The organism is Microbacterium sp. Se63.02b (genome assembly GCF_014171575.1).
Classification (GTDB): domain Bacteria; phylum Actinomycetota; class Actinomycetes; order Actinomycetales; family Microbacteriaceae; genus Microbacterium.
Window position 1 is genome coordinate 2,381,707 of sequence record NZ_CP050453.1, and the last position, 17,449, is coordinate 2,399,155.

A 17,449-nucleotide genomic window follows, 5' to 3' on the forward strand; every position below is an offset into this window, starting at 1 on the left:
GAAGGTCGAGCGCGAGACTCCGCTTCGTGGCACGCCGGTCGATGCGGTGCTCGACGTACGCCGTGAGGCGTGCCGCCAATCGCAGCAGGCCGCGCTCGGCCTGGGTCGGGCGGACAGGGGCAGCGTTGCGCTGGTCATGATGCCGTCCGCCCGTCGTCCGGCGTGTCGGAAGATGCTGACTGCGGCGTCGGCAGGTCGAAGAGTTCGGCGCGGAGGGAGACCCGCCGCACGTCGGCACCGGTCTGCCCACGGAAGCGCTCGATGGCGCGCTCGATGGTCGTCTCCAGCTCTCCCCTGAGCGCCAGGGCCTGAGCGGGCGTGAGGTCGAGATGGGTCGTCATCGTCATGCCGACGTCGCGCCATTCTTCGGGGACATCGGCGCTCGACCGGTTGAGATAAGCCATCAGCGTCTCGTGCCGCAGGCGGAAGAACTCCGAGGTCACGATCTGCGCCGCGGCGCGGTTCGCCGGCGATGTCATCTCATCGGGCCCCGGCACGTCGATGCGCCCCTTGGGACGCTCCCACCACCGCTCCCGCGCCGTGCCCCTCCCCTCGACTTCGCGGATGAGGTCGTGAGCGGCGAGGGCGCGGAGGTGGTAACTGGTCGATCCCGAGTTCTCGCCGACGAGCGCCGCAAGGGAACTGGCGGTCTGCGGTCCGCGTGCCGCGAGCAGGTCGAAGATCTTGACGCGGAGCGGATGCGCCAGCGCTTTCAGGGCTCCGGCATCGAGTGTCCGCACCTGGATGTCTTCGTTCATGAATGCAAAGATACCCTTGCAAACAGTTCTTTGCAAGTGTTCCTCTGCATCTTCTCAACCCCCTCGTTCCCTGTGCGCTTCGCTCCCGATCCTCAGACAGGCCGGTGGCTAGGCTCGGAGCATGACCGACGCCACGAACCCGCTCCTGCAGCCGTCGCAGCTCCCCTTCGGACTCCCGGACTACGGAGCCATCCGCCCCGAGCACTATCTCCCTGCTTTCCAGGCAGGGTTCGCGGAGCAGCTGCGCGAGGTCTCACGCATCACCATGGTGCGGTCGATGCCGACTTTCGAGAACACTCTGGAGGCGCTGGAACGATCGGGCGAGCTGCTCGACCGCGTCGCGCACACCTTCTACACCGTCAGCTCGGCGGACGCGACGTCCGAGATCCAGGAGATCGATGAGCATCTCGCTCCGCTCATGGCTGCACATCAGGACGCGATCACGCTCGACGGCGCGCTGTACTGGCGGGTGCAGCAGGTGTGGGAGCAGCGGGACGCCCTCGGCCTCGACGCGGAGCAAAGATATCTGGTGGAGCGCCGGCACCGCGAGATGACGCACGCCGGCGCTGCGCTCGGCGACGATGCCAAAGCGCAGCTGACCGCCTTGAACCAGAGACTCTCGACGCTGACCAACACGTTCGAGCGCAATCTTCTGAACGACACGAACGCTCTGGCCGTGGTCTTCGACTCTGCGGACGAGCTCGACGGGCTCAACGCCGGCGAGCTGTCGGCTGCGATACGCGCGGCCGCCGACCGCGGGCTCGACGACAGGCTCCTCCTCACGCTCCCTCTGTTCACCGGTCATCCCGCCCTTGCCCAACTGCGCGTGCGGGAGTCGAGGCGGCGCATCATGGCGGCCTCGCTGGCGCGGGCTTCGCGGGGCAACGCGAACGACAACCGTGCCGTGCTGCGCGAGATCGTGGGTCTGCGGGCCGAGCGCGCGAGCCTTCTCGGCTACGGTTCACACGCCGCTTACGTCACCGCCGACGAGACGGCGGGAACTCCTGAGGCCGTGGAGCAGATGCTGCGGCGACTGGCCGAACCGTCGGCCCGCAACGCCCGGTCCGAGCGGGAGGCTCTGCAGGCCGTCGTGGACGACACCGAGGCCGAACCCTTCGAGATCGAGGCCCATGACTGGGCGTTCTACACGGAGCGGATCCGCACCGCCAGATACGACATCGATGCGAGTGCGCTGCGTCCGTGGTTCGAAGCGGAGAGGGTGCTGCAGGACGGCGTCTTCTTCGCTGCGACCCAGCTGTACGGCATCACCTTCTCGGAGAGGGACGACCTGGTCGCGTATCATCCCGGCGCCCGCGTGTTCGAGGTGCGCGACGACGACGGCTCGCCGCTGGGCCTCTACGTGCTCGACCTGTACACCCGCGACTCCAAGCGCGGCGGAGCATGGATGAACGCGATGGTGAGCCAATCCCGGCTGCGCGGCACCTCCCCCGTGGTGGTGAACAACCTCAACGTGCCCCTGCCCGGCGAGGGCGAACCCACGCTGCTGACGCTCGACGAGGTCACCACGCTCTTCCATGAGTTCGGTCACGCGCTGCACGGTCTCTTCGCGACCGTGACGTACCCGCACTTCTCGGGACCAACGTGTTCCGTGACTTCGTGGAGTTCCCGAGCCAGGTGAACGAGATGTGGATCCTCTGGCCCGAGGTCCTGGACAACTACGCACGCCATTTCGAGACGGGTGCTCCGCTCGACCCGGCCATCGTCGAGCGGCTGCGTGCGACCGAGACGTTCGATCAAGGACACGCGACCAGCGAGTACCTCGCCGCAGCCTGGCTCGATCAGGCGTGGCACCGGCTGGCCGCCGACGAGGACGTCGACGATGTCGCCGCCTTCGAGGCTGCGGCGCTTGCCGACATCGGGTTGGACGATCCCGCCGTACCCACACGCTACTCGTCGACGTACTTTGCCCACGTGTTCTCCGGCGGCTACAGTGCGGGCTATTACTCGTACATCTGGAGCGAGGTGCTCGATGCCGACACGGTGGAGTGGTTCCGAGACAACGGTGGACTGACGAGGAAGAACGGCGACCGGTTCCGCGACCGTCTGCTCGGCGTCGGTGGTTCGAAGGATCCGCTCGAGGCGTATCGGGACTTCCGCGGTCGCGACGCCGCGATCGAGCCGCTGTTGAAACGCCGGGGACTCGACTCCTGAGAGAGCCCGTCAGCTCCGGGGCGACGCGCAGGTGACCGATCCTGACGCGGTGTCGAGGCTCTGCCTTGGCCGCGTCAGCGCGGCGGTGCGGTGTACAGCGCCGGCGAGCAACCGGTCTCCCCTGGCTCGAGCCAGATCCGATCGTAGGGCGGCGACACGACGTCTCCCGTCGTCCGCCGCACGCGGAGGACGCAATCGGTCCCCGGAGTCACACCGACCGCGACGACCCACTCGCCGCCGGCGGTCTGCTCGACCTGCACGATGACGTGGGCGTCGGGGAACTCGTCCCGCAGCGCCTGGGTCGGGTCGGTGCCGCCCGAGGCGGCGAGCACCCGATCCACGCGTTCCACCGTGTCCAGCGGCAGTTCGGGACGGGTCGACGCGGGAGGAGCGACCGGCTCCGCGATCCCCGAGCACGGGATCTCCTCGTGGGCGACCTTCCCCGACGCGGTCACCGCGTACCGGTAGCACCGCTCGGAGGATCCCGCCGACGTCGACGGCGCGAAGAGCGCCCCACTGCTGCTCTCCTCGACGACGGCGCTGATGCGGGCTTCGATCACGATGCCGCCGCCGTCGCTGAGCGTGCCACTCCAGGTCAGCGGCTCGACGGTCGCGCTTCGGGAGTGGAACATCTCGGCAGCGACGGTCGCGGCATCCGTGAGGTCTCGCGCGCCGCGCAGGTCATCGGCCAGGGCATCCGCCACGTGCTCGACTGTGCCGTCGGCCACATCATCGCCGTCCTTGTCCCGCGTGGAGACCAGGAAGACGGTGACGAGCACGATCCCCGCGAGCACGATCGCCGCCGCCGGTATCGCGAGCAGTGTCGCGACTCCCTGCCCCAGCGAGCGGCGAGAGGTCACGCGCTCTTGCGCTTGCGCTCCATCACGATGGTGGGCGGTGCGCCTTCGTCGACAGCCGCGCGGGTGACGATGACCTTCGCGACGTCTTCCGCCGAGGGGATCTCGAACATGATCGGGCCGAGGACGTCTTCGAGGATCGCCCGGAGTCCGCGTGCTCCGGTTTTGCGCTCGACCGCGAGGTCGGCGATGGAGCGGAGGGCTTCCTCTTCGAACTCGAGCTGCACACCGTCGATCTCGAACATGCGCTGATACTGCTTCACGAGCGCGTTCCGAGGGCCGGTGAGGATGTCGATCAGCGCCGTCTGGTCGAGGGGCGAGACGTTCGTGACGACGGGGAGACGGCCGATGAACTCGGGGATCAACCCGAACTTGTGCAGGTCTTCCGGAAGAACCTCGCTGAAGAGGTCGAGGTCCTTGCCCTTGTCGTGCAGCGGGGCTCCGAAGCCGATGCCGTGCTTGCCCACGCGGGCGGACACGATGTCTTCGAGACCCGCGAAAGCGCCGGCGACGATGAACAGCACGTTGGAGGTGTCGATCTGCAGGAACTCCTGGTGCGGGTGTTTGCGACCCCCCTGCGGCGGCACGGAGGCGACGGTGCCCTCGATGATCTTCAGGAGCGCCTGCTGCACACCCTCGCCCGACACGTCGCGGGTGATCGAGGGATTCTCGGCCTTGCGGGCGATCTTGTCGACCTCGTCGATGTAGATGATGCCCTGTTCGGCGCGCTTGACGTCGTAGTCGGCGGCCTGGATGAGCTTGAGGAGGATGTTCTCCACGTCTTCACCGACATAGCCGGCCTCGGTGAGCGCGGTGGCGTCGGCGACGGCGAAGGGCACGTTCAGGCGCTTGGCGAGCGTCTGCGCGAGGTACGTCTTGCCGCAACCGGTGGGACCGATGAGCAGGATGTTGCTCTTCGCGATCTCGACCTCTTCGGCGCGCTGTTCCGCCGTCTGCAGCGTGCCGTGAGCGCGCACGCGCTTGTAGTGGTTGTAGACGGCGACGGAGAGGGCGCGCTTCGCCGGCTCCTGGCCGACGACGTACTCCTCGAGGAAGGAGAAGATCTCTCGGGGCTTCGGCAGCTCGAACTCGGCGACGCCGTCGGCGGAGGACTCCGCCATCCGCTCCTCGATGATCTCGTTGCACAGCTCGACGCACTCATCGCAGATGTACACGCCGGGGCCGGCGATGAGCTGCTGCACCTGCTTCTGGCTCTTTCCGCAGAACGAGCATTTGAACAGGTCAGCGCTTTCACCGATACGGGCCATGCGCGTCCTCCTATGGGGGATCAGAGATCGTCCTTCGAGCCTAACCGCTGCATACGACACCGGGCCGCATTGGAGGCACTCGACATCGGGTCGTGACACGTGAAGGGTCAGGAACTGCCGCTATCTCCGGTTCCGGAGCGGCGATTCCCGACCCCTCACGAGATCGGCGGAGCGCGTCAGACCATGCTCTTCGTATGCCACACGGTCTTCACCTCGGTGAAGGCGCCGATACGCTCCGGCGAGGCGACGACATCACCCGGAGTGAGGACGCGCTTCAGGGTGTCGGCGGCCGCGATCTGCATGTCGACCCACTCGAGATCGCCCGCTCCCGCCAGGTCGAGGGCGTTCACGTCCTGGTGGGATGCCAGCCAGGGGGCGATCTCGGCGGGCGAACCGGTCAGCACGTTGACGACACCACCGGGGACGTCGCTCGTGGCGAGCACCTCCGCGAGGCTGATGGCCGAGAGTGGATGCTGCTCGCTCGCGATGACGACGACCGTGTTCCCGGCGACCAGCGCGGGGGCGACGACCGAGACCAGCCCGAGCAATGCGGAGTCCTGCGGCGCGACGATCGCCACGACACCGGTCGGCTCGGGGACCGAGATGTTGAAGTACGGGCCAGACACCGGATTCGCATTGCCCGCGACCTGTGCGTACTTGTCGCACCACCCGGCATACCAGACCCAGAGATCGATGGCCTCGTCGACCTGCGCTGCTGCGGCGGAGGAAGACAGCCCCTGCTGCGCGACGATCTCGTCGATGAACTGGGCACGGCGACCCTCGAGCACCTCGGCGACGCGGTAGAGCACCTGCCCGCGGTTGTAGGCGGTCGCACCCGACCAGCCCTTGACCGCGGCGCGAGCGGCGACCACCGCGTCGCGAGCATCCTTGCGGGAGCCCTTGGCGGCGTTCGCGAGGAATGCGCCCTTCGGGGAGAGCACCTCGTACGTGCGTCCGGACTCGCTGCGCGGGAAGGCGCCTCCGATCGCGAGCTTGTACGTCTTCGGCACGGTCAGACGCTTGCTCATGCTGCGGCTCCCTTGAGGTAGGCGGTGAGTCCCTGACGACCGCCTTCGCGACCGTATCCGGACTCCTTGTAGCCGCCGAACGGGCTCGACGGGTCGAAGCGGTTGAAGGTGTTGGCCCAGATCACGCCCGCGCGCAGGCGGTCGGCGACGGCGAGGATGCGGGATCCCTTATCCGACCAGATGCCCGCGGAGAGGCCGTACGGCGTATTGTTCGCCTTCGCGACCGCCTCCGCCGGTGTACGGAACGTGAGCACCGAGAGCACGGGGCCGAAGACCTCGTCACGGGCGATGCGGTGCGATGCCTCGACGCCGGTGAAGATCGTCGGGGCGAACCAGAAGCCCTGCTCCGGGATCGCGCAATCGGCGGTCCACCGCTCGGCGCCCTCGGCCTCCCCGATGTCGCTGAGTTCGCGGATGCGGGCGAGCTGGGCCGCGGAGTTGATCGCTCCGATGTCGGTGTTCTTGTCGAGCGGGTCGCCGAGACGCAGCGTCGACAGGCGCGTCTTGAGCCGGTCGACGACCTCGTCGTGGATCGACTCCTGCACCAGCAGGCGGCTGCCAGCGCAGCAGACGTGTCCCTGGTTGAAGAAGATGCCGTTCACGATGCCCTCGACGGCCTGGTCGATCGGCGCGTCGTCGAACACGATGTTGGCGGCCTTGCCGCCCAGCTCCAGCGTGACCTTCTTCTTCGTGCCGGCGACGGCGCGCGCGATGTCGTCCGACACCGGTCGATCCCGTGAAGGCGACCTTGTCGACGTCGGGGTGGCGCACCAGGGTCGCCCCCGTGGCGCCGGCTCCCGTGACGATATTGACGACTCCGCGGGGAGGTCGGCCTGCTGCAGGATCTCCGCGAAGATCAGCGCCGTCAACGGCGTGGTCTCTGCGGGCTTCAGCACGACGGTGTTGCCCGCCGCGAGGGCGGGCGCGATCTTCCACGCCAGCATCAGCAGCGGGAAGTTCCACGGGATGATCTGCCCTGCGACGCCGAGCGCCTGCGGGTTCGCACCGAGTCCGGCGTGATCGAGCTTGTCGGCCCAGCCTGCGTAGTAGAAGAACCAGGAGGCGACGAGCGGCACGTCGACGTCGCGGCTCTCCTTGATCGGCTTGCCGTTGTCGAGGCTCTCGGCGACGGCGAGCTCGCGCGCACGCTCCTGCACGAGGCGCGCGATGCGGAAGAGGTACTTGCCCCTGTCGCGGCCGCTCATCCTCGACCAGGTCTTGTCATAGGCACGACGAGCAGCGGCGACCGCACGGTCGACGTCCGCGTCGCTCGCGGAGGCGATCTCGGCGATGTGCTTCTCGGTCGCCGGCGAGATCGTGGCGAACGGAGCGCCGGAGCCGTCGACGAACTCTCCATCGATGAACAGGCCGTAGCTGTCCTTGAGATTCAGGATCGCGGTGGACTCCGGTGCGGGAGCGTATTCCAGAAATGACATGTTCGTCTTCCCGTCAGTCGATCGTGACGTAGTCGGGGCCCGAGTAATGGCCGGAGGTGAGCTTCTGGCGCTGCAGGAGCACATCGTTCAGGAGGCTGGAGGCGCCGAAGCGGAACAGGTGCGGCTGGAGCCACTCCTCGCCGACGGTCTCGGCGACCGTGACGAGGTACTTCACGGCGTCCTTCGAGGAGCGGATGCCGCCGGCCGGCTTCACGCCGATCTTCTCCCCCGTGCCGCGGTACCAGTCGCGCACGGTCTCGAGCATGAGCAGCGTCGTCGGCAGGGTCGCCGCGGGCTGCACCTTGCCCGTCGAGGTCTTGATGAAGTCGCCGCCGGCGAGGATCCCGAGCCACGACGCGCGCTTGATGTTGTCGTAGGTGTTGAGCTCACCGGTCTCGAGGATCACCTTGAGCGAGGCGGACGAGCCATCCGCGCGGCGACAGGCCTCCTTGACCTGTGCGATCTGATCGAACACCATGCCGTAGCGGCCGGAGAGGAACGCGCCGCGATCGATCACCATGTCGATCTCGTCGGCGCCCGCGGCCACCGCCTCCGCGGTGTCTGCGAGCTTGATCGCCAGGGACGCGCGCCCACTCGGGAACGCCGTGGCCACGGCCGCCACCGAGATGAGGCCGTCGTCGGGATCCCCGTGCAGGCCGCCCAGGGCGGAGACAGCGTCGCCGACCATGTCTCCGTAGACGCAGACGGCCGCGACGCGAGGCGCGGACGGGTCGGCGGCATCCGGATTCTTCGCCTTCGCGACGAGCGAGCGCACCTTGCCGGGGTGTCGGCCCCCTCCAGTGTGGTCAGGTCGATCAGTCTGATGATCGTGTCGAGCGCCCACGCCTTCGAGGTGGTCTTGATCGATCGGGTCCCGAGTCCGGCGGCGCGCTGCTCCAGTCCGACGGCGTCCACGCCGGGGAGTCCGTGCAGAAAGCGCCGGAGGGTGGCGTCGTCCGGTTCTCCGCCGAGGACATCCACCGCCGTCCTGCGGCTGAGTGCTGTGGTGGTCACTGTTCCTCCAACAATGCTCGTGCTGTGGTCTCATCGGTCACCAGAACGCCGCACAGGCCGCTGGTCACCACTGTCCGTGCGATGTCGTGCTTGGCGGGGCCCGCCGTGACGAAGATCGCTCGCGGGGCTCCCCGCAACCGGTCGAGCGAGACGCCGACGGTGCGTGCGTCGAGCTGCGAGTCGACGATGTTGCCCTCGGCGTCGACGTACCGCCCCAGGACGTCTCCGACCGCGCCACGTCGCGCGAGCTCTTCGACCTCCTCCGTGGTGAGGTAACCGTTCTCGACATGCGCGGATGAGGCATCGCACGGGCCGGCGGTGAAGAGGAAGGCCTGCGCTTCGGCAGCTTCCTCCAGCACGGCGGCGACGGTGCGGTCGGATTCGATGGCCTGCTTCGTCTCGACCCGCTCGAGGATGGCGGGGCTCGGAAGAAGCGAGACCTGGCCGGAGGCGCGCTGCGCGATCGTGACGGCGAGCCCCGCCGCGCCACCCGATCGCCGGTTGAGGCTCACTCCCCGTTGAGCTGCACCACGGTGACGCCGTTGGCCCAGCCGTCGGGGAGCGCCTCCGCGACGGCGCGGAGCGTGCGACCCCAACTGAGAGTCCGTGGGACGGGCCGCAACGCCGTCAGGAAGTCGGCCGCCGCCTGTGCGACCCGTTCCAGAGTTCCGTCGTCTCCGTCGGGAGCCGGGACGACGACGGCGTCCGTCAGGCCGAACCGCTCCACCAGGAGCCGTTCCAGGCCGAGTCGACGCGCCCGCGGGTGCACGATCTCGATGCGCACGATACCGCGGTCCTTGGCCTGCGTGAGAAGGCGGCCCACCTTCCACCGGGAGACCTTGAGGAGCCCGCCGATCTCATCCTGGGTCTTGTCCTCGTCGTAGTAGAGCTCGGCGACCCGAACCATGAGCAGATCATCTTCCACGGCAGCCTCCTTCCTCGTTCCAGACTAAGCCCGATCCTGCGTTCGCGCATCATGTTGCTCATATGCGCAGCGATACGGGTTGCCCTGCACATCCGCCGGGCACGACGAAGGGCGCCCGTCGAGATGACGGACGCCCTTCGGGATCGAACGGGCTCAGGCGCGCTTGCGCGAGGTGAGCACCTGGTCGACGATGCCGTACTCGTGCGCTTCCTTGGCCGAGAGGATCTTGTCGCGATCGATGTCGCGGTTCACCTGCTCCACCGGCTTGCCGGTGTGACGAGCCATCGTCTCCTCGAGCCACGTGCGCATGCGCAGGATCTCCGCGGCCTGGATCTCGATGTCGGAGGCCTGTCCGTGACCGGCCTCCCCCATCGCCGGCTGGTGCATCAGCACGCGGGCGTTCGGCAGAGCGAGACGCTTGCCGGGAGCACCGGCGGCGAGCAGCACCGAGGCCGCCGAGGCCGCCTGACCCAGCACGACCGTCTGAATCTGCGGCGCGACGTACTGCATCGTGTCGTAGATGGCCGTCATCGCGGTGAAGGAGCCACCGGGCGAGTTGATGTACATGGTGATGTCACGCTCGGAGTCCTGGCTCTCCAGAACGAGGAGCTGCGCCATCACGTCATCTGCCGAGGCGTCGTCGACCTGCACGCCGAGGAAGATCACGCGATCCTCGAACAGCTTGTTGTACGGGTCCTGACGCTTGAAGCCGTAGGCCGTGCGCTCCTCGAACTGCGGGAGCACGTAGCGGCTGGAGGGCAGGTCGCCGGCTGAGCGGAAGGTGGGTGTGTACATGAGTGTCCTTTCGCTTTCCGTTACTCGGTGTCCTGGTCGGTTCCGCCGCCGCCGATGACGTCGGAGGCCGATTCGCGGATGTGGTCGACGAAGCCGTATTCCAGCGCCTCTTCGGCCGTGAACCAGCGGTCGCGGTCTCCGTCGGCGTTGATCTGCTCGACCGACTTGCCGGTCTGGGCGGCGGTGATCTCTGCCAGGCGGTTCTTCATCGACATGATGAGCTGCGCCTGGGTCTGGATGTCGCTCGACGTGCCGCCGAAGCCACCGTGCGGCTGGTGCAGCAGCACTCGCGCGTTGGGCGTGATGTACCGCTTGCCCTTGGTGCCGGCCGTCAGCAACAGCTGCCCCATGGAGGCGGCCATCCCGATGCCGACCGTGACGATGTCGTTGGGCACGAACTGCATCGTGTCGTAGATCGCCATGCCCGCGGTGATCGAGCCGCCGGGCGAGTTCACGTAGAGGTAGATGTCTCGCTCGGAGTCCTCTGCGGCGAGAAGAAGGATCTTCGCGCAGATCTCGTTCGCGTTCTCGTCTCGCACCTCCGAGCCGAGCCAGATGATGCGGTCCTTCAGCAACCTGTCGAAGACGCTTGTCGCGACGAGGGGTTCAGCCATGTCAGCTCCTGGTTCCGTGTTTCAGTGATTTCGAATCTACCGGCGACAACGCAGCACCCAGGCCGTGTTCGCCGTCGGCATATCAGGTGTCGGCGTCCGCGATCTCGTGGGCGTATGCGGTCATCGACCGGTGGTAGCGCGGGAGATGCGGCACGAGCGCCAGCAGCGCCACCGACAGTCCCTGCGCAGGGCGCCCGGCACTGGCGAGGATCAGCGCATGGACCGTCGCGACCGCGTCACGGTACGGCCCCTCAGCCGACAGCTCCTCCTCCGCGCGGATCACGGCGAGAGCATCCTCGTACTCCCCCAGGTTGCGCAGCGAGCTCGCCAACTGGATCACGCACTGCGGACGGTGTTCGTCGTCGAGCCCGAGCTCGAGAGCCCTCCGATACAGCACGACGGCCTCTGCCGGCCGTCCTGCCGAGTCCCTCGCGCCGGCACGCTCGAATTCTGCGCGGGCGTCGTCCGCACCGCGCTCTGCCGCCAGCGCATCGATACGTGCGATCGTGTCGTCGCCGACCTCTTCGCCGGTCGCGTCGTCCCACACCTCGTCGATGCGCTCATCCCACGTCTTCATCGCCGCTCTCCCCTCGGATGGAAAAGAGGGCGGATGCCGCAGCACCCGCCCTCTTCACCGGATCGTGTCGATCACTCGGCCTTGTCGGCAGCCTTCTTGGCCGGAGCCTTCTTGGCAGCGGGCTTCTTCGCAGCCGGCTTCTCGGCGGGAGCCTCGTCGGCGTCAGCGTCGGCGGCCTTCTTCGCCGGAGCCTTCTTGGCAGCGGGCTTCTTGGCGGGGGTCTTCTTGGCGGGCTTCTCCTCGGTCTCAGCCTCGGCCTCGGCGTCAGCAGCCTCGTCGTCGGTGACGATGAAGTCGGACAGGTCGACAGCCTTGCCGTTGCTGTCGACGACCTTCACCTTGCCGAGGGCGATCGCGAGCGCCTTGTTGCGGGCGACCTCGCCGACGAGAGCGGGAAGCTGGTTCGAGGACTGCAGCGCCTCGACGAACTCCTGCGGCGCCATGCCGTACTGGGCAGCGGACTGGATGAGGTACTGGCTGAGCTCCTCCTGCGAGACCTGCACGTCGGCCTGCTCGGCGATCGTGTCGAGCAGCACCTGCGTGCGGAACTGCTTCTCGCTCGCCTCGGTGACCTCGGCGCGGTGCACGTCGTCCTCGAGACGACCCTCACCCTCGAGGTGGTTGTGCACCTCGTCCTCGATCAGCTGCGGCGGGACCGGGATCTCGATCTGCTCGAGGAGCACCTCGACGAGCTTGTCACGCGCGGCAGAGCCCTGCGTGAAGACGCCCTGCTGGGCGACCCGCTCGGCCAGGCTCTCGCGGAGCTCGGCGATCGTGTCGAACTCGCTCGCGATCTGCGCGAAGTCGTCGTCGGCGTCGGGGAGCTCGCGCTCCTTGACGGCCTTGACGGTCACGGAGACCTCGGCCTCGGAGCCGGCGTGGTCGCCGCCGACGAGAGCGGAGCGGAACGTGGTGTCCTCACCGGCGGTGAGCGACTCGATCGCGTCGTCGATGCCCTCGAGCAGCTCGCCGGAGCCGATCTCGTAGGAGACGCCCTCAGCGCGGTCGATCTCGGCGCCGTCGATCGTGGCGACGAGGTCGAGTTCGACGAAGTCGCCCTTCGCTGCGGGGCGGTCGACCGGGACCAGCGTGCCGAAGCGCGCACGCATGTTGTCGAGCTCGGCGTCGAGCGCTGCCTCGTCGGCCTCGACGGCGTCGACCGTCACGGTGATCCCGTCGTAGGAGGGAAGCTCGATGTCGGGACGGACATCGACCTCGATGTCGACGAGCAGGTCGCCCGAGAAGTCCTTCTCGTTCGGCCACTGGGTGATGTCTGCGGACGGACGACCGACCACGCGCAGCTTGTGCTCGGCGGTCGCGTCCCGGAAGAACTTGTCCAGGCCCTCGTTCACCGCGTGCTCGATGACGGCTCCACGCCCGATGCGCTGATCGATGATGGGCGCCGGGACCTTGCCCTTGCGGAAGCCGGGGATCTGGACGTCCTGGGCGATGTGCTCGTACGCGTGAGCGATGCTGGGCTTGAGGTCGTCAGGGGTGACCGTGATGCTGAGCTTGACCCGGGTCGGGGTCAGCTTCTCGACGGTGCTGTTCGCCATGCTGGTGTGTTCTCCTCGTGATTTCCGCGCGGTATCGCGGCCGTAAGGTCCGTGGGGGCCGTGTCGGGGCGACAGGAGTTGAACCTGCGACCTCCCGCTCCCAAAGCGGGCGCTCTACCAAACTGAGCTACGCCCCGGGGAATCCGCACGCGGATTCAGCCCCACCGAGTCTAACGGACGAGAACACCCTCGACAGTCCGCTATGATCGATGAGTCCGGAGATGAGATTCCGGCCCGTTCCCGGGATTTCCCGGAGACGCGGGGCTGTAGCTTAGTGGTAAAGCCTTAGTCTTCCAAACTAATGATGCGGGTTCGATTCCCGTCAGCCCCTCCGCTTGAGAAGGCCCCCACTACACGGTGGGGGCCTTCTCGCATTCCCGTGTCGGGTGGTCGCAAAGCCTGACAGCATTGACGTACGCAGTCTCCGACCGGAAGGCACTCCGAATGGGCACGACGTGACCGCCCCATCCCGGCCGCACCAGGGCGACGAGCCGCCGCGCACGGACGGTGGCGATCACGGGCTCCCGCAGCGGTTCGCCTCCCGCGAGCACTCCCCGCTCGACCGCGCACGCGGCGCCGGCCTGCCAAGAACCTCGTCATCGGGCTGCTCTGCGGCGTGGCGGTGATCGCCGCCATCGCGGTGGCACAACTGGCGGCGAACCTCGGGTACGACAGTGCGGCAGCGCGGTACGAAGACGCCGCGACGACGACGAACGGAACGAAGTCGCAGACCGAACGGGAAGCGGCCGATCTGCGCGTCACCACGCAAGCAGCGTCGCAGATCCTCAGCGCACAGACGCGCGCCATCCCTGTCGATCCGGAACTCGAAGCGACACTGAGCGAGGCCGTGGCCGACGCCGAGACCGCCGCGACGAGGGCGGATGCCGCCTCGGCAGGCGACGTGCCCACGATGGGAGACAAGCCCATCTGGTTCTGGGAGTTGTTCGGCGCCACCGAGCTCTGGGAGCGCCGTCTCACCCAGGTGGAGAAACTCGACGACGACCTGCGCGCGGCGATCACCGACATGACCTCGGCCGACGAGCGCGTCACGCAGGGCGGCCTGTCGCTCGTCTCCGCAGCGGGCGAGGCCGCCCCCGATTTCGAGGAAGCTCACCGCTCGGCACGCAACGAGGCCGTGATCGCCCTGCGGAGTGCGGCCTCCGATGCCGTGGAGACGACCGTCCTGGACGACACCGCGGCCTCCGCGTACCTCGCCCTGCAGACGGCTGCGGCGCAGGTCGTCTCCACCGAGGCGGAGGAGATGGCGGAGAAGTCGGGGCCGTTGAAGACCCAGCGCTTGGAGATCGAGGCGTTCGCCCGATCTCTCGCGCCCGGGGTGCTGCTGGAGTTCGACTGGTCTCCCGTCGTGAACGGCGCCGGCTACGACGGCAGCATGGGCGGGTACACGACATGGTGGTGGGATGATCCAGGGCGCGCCACGATCGAGCTCTCCGACTCCGTCGCCGAGCAATGGCCGGCAGAACGGAGCAGGGCTCTCGTCGCACATGAGGTCGGCCATGCGATCAGCGTGAAATGCGAGGGCATGTACGACTCGTCGACGCAGGACAGCATCGAGAAGTGGGCGACGGCCTGGGCCATCAGCATGGGATTCACGGACGACGCCAACGGGGTGTGGGCATACGGCTACCCGCCACAGAACTACATCGACGCGGCGGCCGGCTGCCGCTGAGGCCTCGACCCGGACCGGAGACGGAAGAAGCCGCCGCGATGACTCGCGGCGGCTTCTTCGATGTCAGGCGGAGGTCACTGCCCCCGGCGCTCGCGCAACTGCGTCAGCGCATCGTCCAGCAGCTGGACGGCTTCCTCGTCGGTGCGACGCTCCTTCACGTAGGCGAGGTGCGTCTTGTACGGCTCGGCCTTCGCGAGAGCAGGAGGGTTCTCCTTGTCGCGACCTGCCGGGAGACCGCTCTGCGGGTGATCGATGATCTCGGGGATCTCGTCTTCCGGAAGGCCGGCGGCGAAGTAGCGCACGGTCTCGTTGCCGAGCCCGTCCCAGTAGGAGACCGCGATGCGGTCGGCGTGGTAGCCGTGGTCCTGCTCGCCCATGGGACCGGAACCCACGCGGGTTCCACGGATCGCGTTTCCACCGGTAGCCATCAGATGACCTCGAATTTCGTGATGAGGCCCAGGGCGACGATGGAGATGAACCACGTCAGGGCCAGGATGACGGTGAAGCGGTTCAGGTTCCGCTCCGCGAGGCCGGACGACCCGACCGCGGAGGTCATGCCGCCGCCGAACATGTCGGACAGACCGCCGCCACGACCTTTGTGCAGAAGGATGAGGAGGGTCAGCAGAACGCTGGTGATGCCCAGCACGACCTGCAGGACGAACTCGAGAATTGCCACGAGAAAGAGCCTTTCGCTGGGGCCGGAGCGCCCCCGTAACGGTCAAGTATACGGTGCAGCGGGGCCGCAGCCCCGCTGCACTCACACGCCGACGTGCTTCTCGAAGCGGATGATGGCGGCGAACTCGTCCACGACGAGGCTCGCTCCGCCGACCAGAGCGCCGTCGACATCGGGCTCGCGCATGAAGCTGGCGATGTTCGCCGCCTTCACCGAACCGCCGTACAGGATGCGCGTGCGCGCGGCGGCCTCGTCGCCCAGGACCTTCGCGATGACGGCGCGCAGGGCTGCGCAGACGTCCTGCGCCTGCTGCGGCGTCGCCGCCTGACCGGAGCCGATCGCCCATACGGGCTCGTACGCCACGACGATGTCCGCCTTCGGCGAGACGCCCTGGAGCGCCGCCTCGAGCTGCGACACCGGAACCGCGCTGGCTCCGAACTTGTCCAGGTCGCCGGCGGTCTCTCCGACGCAGATCACCGGCACGAGGCCGTGCTTGAGCGACGCCTGCACCTTCGCCGCCACGACGTCGTCGCCCTCGGCGTGGTATTCACGACGCTCGGAGTGCCCGATGATGACGTACTTCGCGTCGAGCTTCGCCAGGAAAGCCCCCGAGATCTCGCCGGTGTACGCGCCGGCGTCGTGTGCCGACACATCCTGCGCACCCAGCGCGAACGGGATCTTGTCGGCGTCGATCAGCGTCTGCACGCTGCGGATGTCGGTGAACGGCGGGAAGACCGCCACCTCGACCGAACCGTCCTCGTGCTTCGCGTCCTTCAACGTCCAGTGCAGCTTCTGCACTAAGGCGACCGCCTGAAGGTGGTCGAGATTCATCTTCCAGTTTCCCGCGATCAGCGGGGTACGGGAGTTCACGCCCATCCGAGGACCTCCAGCCCAGGTAGTTTCTTGCCCTCGAGGAATTCGAGGCTCGCGCCGCCGCCGGTCGAGATGTGACCGAACTCGTCGTCGGAGAAGCCCAGTTGACGCACAGCAGCCGCGGAATCGCCGCCGCCGACGACGCTGAGGCCGTCGACCTCTGTGAGCGCCTGCGCCACGGTCTTGGTGCCCGCCGCGAACGCCGGGAACTCGAACACGCCCATCGGGCCGTTCCAGAACACGGTCTTCGACGCGCGGATGACCTCGGCGAAACGCGCAGCCGTCTCCGGGCCGATGTCGAGTCCGATGCCGGAGGCGCCGAACGGGGTCGACTCGATCGCGTCGGCTGCGGCGACTTCGTGAGCCGCATCAGCGCCGAACGACGCCGCGACGACGACATCGGTCGGGAGCACGAGCTCCACCGCGCTCGGCCGCTTCTGCGATGTAGCCGCGAACGGTGTCGAGCTGGTCCTCTTCCAGCAGGCTCGAGGCCACGTCGTGACCCTGCGCCTTGAGGAAGGTGAACAGCATTCCGCCGCCGACGAGGATCCTGTCGACCCGCGGCAGCAGGTGCGAGATCACGCCGAGCTTGTCGCTCACCTTGGAGCCGCCGAGGACGACCGCGTACGGACGCTCGGGATTCTCGGTGAGCCGGTCGAGCACGTCGAGCTCGGTCGCGATCAGAAGACCGGCCGCCGATGGCAGCAGTTCGGCGAGCTCGTACACGCTCGCCTGCTTGCGGTGCACCACGCCGAACCCGTCGGAGACGAGCACGTCGCCGAGCTTCGCGAGCTCCGCCGCGAACGCGCCCCGCTCCGAAGCGTCCTTCGACGTCTCGCCGGGGTTGAATCGCAGGTTCTCGATGACGACGACCCCGCCGTCCTCGAGCGAGGCCACGGCCTCCTGTGCCGACTCGCCGACCGTGTCGCGTGCGAACGCGACAGGAGCACCGAGCAGCTCGGAGAGCCGCTGCGCGACGGGCTCGAGGCTGTACTGCGGATCGGGCGCGCCATCCGGTCGCCCGAGGTGAGAGCACACGACGACGCGGGCTCCCGCGTTGATGAGTGCGTTGAGGGTCGGCAGCGAGGCGCGAACGCGGCCATCGTCCGTGATGATCCCGTCCCGGAGCGGGACATTGAGATCACAACGGACGATGACGCGCTTGCCCTCGAGCGACCCCAGGGTGTCCAGGGTGCGCAGAGTCATGTTCCTG

15 protein-coding genes, 2 tRNA genes and 4 pseudogenes are annotated in these 17,449 nt (G+C 67.7%); 4 read left to right on the forward strand and 17 right to left on the reverse strand.

Features of this window, described 5'->3' with window-relative positions; all coding sequences use genetic code 11:
* Window positions 1-134: 134 nt before the first annotated feature.
* The gene (locus G4G29_RS11715; protein ID WP_183150246.1) at window positions 135-758 is read right to left on the reverse strand and encodes a helix-turn-helix domain-containing protein; all 624 of its coding nucleotides are present in this window, start codon (window positions 756-758) and stop codon (window positions 135-137) included.
* Between the two features lie 121 nt (window positions 759-879).
* Between G4G29_RS11715 and G4G29_RS11720 the strand changes: the two are divergent.
* Window positions 880-2,930: pseudogene (locus G4G29_RS11720) on the forward strand (M3 family metallopeptidase).
* 74 nt (window positions 2,931-3,004) lie between these two features.
* On the opposite strand, the gene G4G29_RS11725 reads toward G4G29_RS11720, so the two are convergent.
* The 12 genes and pseudogenes from G4G29_RS11725 to G4G29_RS11775 all read right to left on the reverse strand — a co-directional run bounded on the left by G4G29_RS11725 (window position 3,005) and on the right by G4G29_RS11775 (window position 13,137).
* On the reverse strand, window positions 3,005-3,790 hold the full coding sequence (locus tag G4G29_RS11725) for a hypothetical protein (protein ID WP_183150247.1): 786 nt from the start codon (window positions 3,788-3,790) through the stop codon (window positions 3,005-3,007).
* Window positions 3,787-5,055, reverse strand: coding sequence for an ATP-dependent Clp protease ATP-binding subunit ClpX (gene clpX / locus G4G29_RS11730; protein WP_183150248.1), 1,269 nt, complete (start codon window positions 5,053-5,055; stop codon window positions 3,787-3,789). The genes G4G29_RS11725 and clpX overlap by 4 nt, the downstream gene beginning before the upstream one ends.
* A 176-nt stretch (window positions 5,056-5,231) precedes the next feature.
* The gene (locus G4G29_RS11735; protein ID WP_183150249.1) at window positions 5,232-6,083 is read right to left on the reverse strand and encodes an aldehyde dehydrogenase family protein; all 852 of its coding nucleotides are present in this window, start codon (window positions 6,081-6,083) and stop codon (window positions 5,232-5,234) included.
* Window positions 6,080-7,519: pseudogene (locus G4G29_RS11740) on the reverse strand (aldehyde dehydrogenase family protein). Before G4G29_RS11740 ends, G4G29_RS11735 begins: the two are co-directional and overlap by 4 nt.
* Window positions 7,520-7,532: 13 nt before the next feature.
* Window positions 7,533-8,533: pseudogene (gene deoC / locus G4G29_RS11745) on the reverse strand (deoxyribose-phosphate aldolase).
* Window positions 8,530-9,045, reverse strand: coding sequence for a sugar-binding domain-containing protein (locus G4G29_RS23470; protein ID WP_258566824.1), 516 nt, complete (start codon window positions 9,043-9,045; stop codon window positions 8,530-8,532). The pseudogene deoC and the gene G4G29_RS23470 overlap by 4 nt, the downstream one beginning before the upstream one ends.
* Window positions 9,042-9,458 (reverse strand): sugar-binding domain-containing protein, encoded by a 417-nt coding sequence (locus tag G4G29_RS23475; protein ID WP_274601166.1) that lies wholly within the window; start codon window positions 9,456-9,458, stop codon window positions 9,042-9,044. The genes G4G29_RS23470 and G4G29_RS23475 overlap by 4 nt, the downstream gene beginning before the upstream one ends.
* A 153-nt stretch (window positions 9,459-9,611) precedes the next feature.
* A complete protein-coding gene (locus G4G29_RS11755; protein ID WP_183150250.1) occupies window positions 9,612-10,253 on the reverse strand; it encodes an ATP-dependent Clp protease proteolytic subunit in 642 nt (213 codons plus the stop codon).
* A 20-nt stretch (window positions 10,254-10,273) separates the two neighbouring features.
* Window positions 10,274-10,867, reverse strand: coding sequence for an ATP-dependent Clp protease proteolytic subunit (locus G4G29_RS11760; protein ID WP_183150251.1), 594 nt, complete (start codon window positions 10,865-10,867; stop codon window positions 10,274-10,276).
* An 82-nt stretch (window positions 10,868-10,949) separates the two neighbouring features.
* Entirely contained in the window at window positions 10,950-11,444 is a 495-nt protein-coding gene (locus tag G4G29_RS11765; RefSeq protein ID WP_183150252.1) for a tetratricopeptide repeat protein, read from the reverse strand.
* Window positions 11,445-11,515: 71 nt separating this feature from the next.
* Window positions 11,516-13,000 carry a trigger factor gene (gene tig / locus G4G29_RS11770; RefSeq protein WP_183150253.1) on the reverse strand — a complete coding sequence of 495 codons (1,485 nt, stop codon included), beginning with the start codon at window positions 12,998-13,000 and terminating at the stop codon, window positions 11,516-11,518.
* Between the two features lie 63 nt (window positions 13,001-13,063).
* Window positions 13,064-13,137: transfer RNA gene (locus tag G4G29_RS11775), tRNA-Pro, on the reverse strand.
* Window positions 13,138-13,260: 123 nt separating this feature from the next.
* Between G4G29_RS11775 and G4G29_RS11780 the strand changes: the two genes are divergently transcribed.
* The 3 genes from G4G29_RS11780 (at window position 13,261) to G4G29_RS11790 (ending at window position 14,690) form a co-directional block, all read left to right on the forward strand.
* Window positions 13,261-13,331, forward strand: a tRNA-Gly gene (locus G4G29_RS11780).
* A 124-nt stretch (window positions 13,332-13,455) separates the two neighbouring features.
* Window positions 13,456-13,626: a hypothetical protein gene (locus G4G29_RS11785; protein WP_183150254.1), complete on the forward strand. Its 171-nt coding sequence runs from the start codon at window positions 13,456-13,458 to the stop codon at window positions 13,624-13,626.
* Window positions 13,623-14,690 (forward strand): hypothetical protein, encoded by a 1,068-nt coding sequence (locus G4G29_RS11790; RefSeq protein WP_183150255.1) that lies wholly within the window; start codon window positions 13,623-13,625, stop codon window positions 14,688-14,690. The genes G4G29_RS11785 and G4G29_RS11790 overlap by 4 nt, the downstream gene beginning before the upstream one ends.
* A 74-nt stretch (window positions 14,691-14,764) precedes the next feature.
* Here the strand turns inward: G4G29_RS11790 and G4G29_RS11795 are convergent, their stop codons facing one another.
* The 4 genes and pseudogenes from G4G29_RS11795 to G4G29_RS11810 form a co-directional block, all read right to left on the reverse strand.
* On the reverse strand, window positions 14,765-15,118 hold the full coding sequence (locus tag G4G29_RS11795) for an RNA polymerase-binding protein RbpA (protein ID WP_183150256.1): 354 nt from the start codon (window positions 15,116-15,118) through the stop codon (window positions 14,765-14,767).
* A complete protein-coding gene (gene secG, locus G4G29_RS11800) occupies window positions 15,118-15,366 on the reverse strand; it encodes a preprotein translocase subunit SecG (protein ID WP_183150257.1) in 249 nt (82 codons plus the stop codon). Before secG ends, G4G29_RS11795 begins: the two co-directional genes overlap by 1 nt.
* Before the next feature lie 81 nt (window positions 15,367-15,447).
* Window positions 15,448-16,239 carry a triose-phosphate isomerase gene (tpiA, locus tag G4G29_RS11805; RefSeq protein WP_183150258.1) on the reverse strand — a complete coding sequence of 264 codons (792 nt, stop codon included), beginning with the start codon at window positions 16,237-16,239 and terminating at the stop codon, window positions 15,448-15,450.
* Window positions 16,230-17,442, reverse strand: a pseudogene (locus G4G29_RS11810) (phosphoglycerate kinase). The gene tpiA and the pseudogene G4G29_RS11810 overlap by 10 nt, the downstream one beginning before the upstream one ends.
* Window positions 17,443-17,449: the final 7 nt, after the last annotated feature.